This window comes from Desulfonatronovibrio magnus (assembly GCF_000934755.1).
Lineage (GTDB): Bacteria > Desulfobacterota > Desulfovibrionia > Desulfovibrionales > Desulfonatronovibrionaceae > Desulfonatronovibrio > Desulfonatronovibrio magnus.
The window spans coordinates 1-1,471 of sequence record NZ_JYNP01000147.1 but is presented as its reverse complement, the minus strand read 5'-3'; the positions used below and the strand labels follow the sequence as shown (position 1 = coordinate 1,471).

The 1,471-nt window shown below is 39.2% G+C and carries 3 protein-coding genes; all 3 read right to left on the bottom strand.

What is annotated here, in order from left to right:
- On the bottom strand, positions 1-192 hold a 192-nt coding region (locus tag LZ23_RS11905; RefSeq protein WP_045214491.1), incomplete at its 3' end, for a hypothetical protein.
- Between the two features lie 458 nt (positions 193-650).
- The gene (locus LZ23_RS11900; RefSeq protein WP_045214490.1) at positions 651-920 is read right to left on the bottom strand and encodes a DUF2442 domain-containing protein; all 270 of its coding nucleotides are present in this window, start codon (positions 918-920) and stop codon (positions 651-653) included.
- Positions 921-931: 11 nt separating this feature from the next.
- Positions 932-1,180, bottom strand: a complete 249-nt coding sequence (locus LZ23_RS11895) for a DUF4160 domain-containing protein (RefSeq protein WP_045214489.1) — start codon at positions 1,178-1,180, stop codon at positions 932-934.
- Positions 1,181-1,471: the final 291 nt, after the last annotated feature.

Below are 1,471 nucleotides of genomic sequence, written 5' to 3'. Positions count from 1 at the left end.
TGCATTATGAACCTGGAGCAGTATTTTCTTTTTGGCGGCTATAGGATCATAAAACTTGCGCCAGTTATGTTCAAATATCCCCAAAGCTGTTAATATATACAACCAGTCTTTGGGAGAAGCTGAATAATCCATCCCGGGATGTATTCCGTGGGTGTCAAGGTTGCCTTTCTCATCTACGTAAAATATGTACAAAGTAATATCCTCGTGTGTTGATACGAAGAAATACTTAACAGGCAAACTTACAGGGGTAAACCAAAAAACTTTCTGATCATTTTTATATCAAAATCATGTACCGGCATTTCTCTCTCCTGGCCTATCGCCGATAATGAAGCCGGTTAAATTGCCCAAAGCTGAAAAAAGCGTAAGTAATTTAGAGTCAGTTTCCTGGGTTGGCGGGTTTCATCACAGTTATCGCTGGGCTGCTTAAGTACCTTGGCTATTTTCCCGTTGATTGGTCGCAGGCATTCGTGTGTCCGATTGGTGCTAAATCCTTCCTTTTATTCACTTTATTGAGTCATGATTAAAGCGCTTTTTGGTTATTATTCCGTTTTATAACCTGCATTGGTAGCATGTGTTTGTAAAGTTTATGCTTTGATGGTGCATGATTTTGTTGTCAGTATTTGGTGTTAATTTTTCGAGACAGCATAGGCTCAAGCAACCTTTAATCCAGGTGCGACAGTCTTTGTTAAACGATAATACAAAGATTCTGGTGCAACATCAAAGCCGCATTCCCAAGCTAAAGTTGGCCATGAATCTAAGAAAAACTCGGAAAATTTTTGGCGGTCTTGCAAAGGCTCAGCAGCCTTATAATTCATTATCAGATCTTCAAGATCAACAATGCCGGATTCACCAGTGTTGAACTTTAGATAAACCCGATAATTATCCATATACTTAGCCTCAACCAGATAAACTGAATTCATTTAAGCATCCCTTACACTAGAGGATTAATTTTATGAAAATCCTTGGTTAACCACATATCCAAAAGTTCTTGCTGATATATTTCTGCCCATTCCTGAACAAGTCCACGTACTTTTGCAGGTAAATATCCTGCAACGACATTAAGTTCCTTAATACTTATGGCAGCACGATAATCGTTATACCGTACATGAAAATGTGGTGGCTCATGGTCATCAAAGTACATGGAGATGATAATTCCTAAAAACCTGGTTATTTCTGGCATCCAATTGTCACCTTTATAAAGCGATTTTGCATAGATTGTGAGCCAACACCCGCTTGAAAATCTTGTCGTGTGGTCCATGGATTACGTGCATAGGTACAGATATAGTAAGGTTTTAAGGAGCAGGCAAGGGGAAATTGAATGCCCAGGCTACGGAGCTGCCAATCGCTTCATAGAATGCAACTTAAAAAACCTGTCTCTTATGTTGCGAGTTTGTATAATCCCTTGACAGGCATGTAAATACTTTGATTTTTGGCTTGTTCTTGTATCCTCAATGATAACAGCTGGATACAA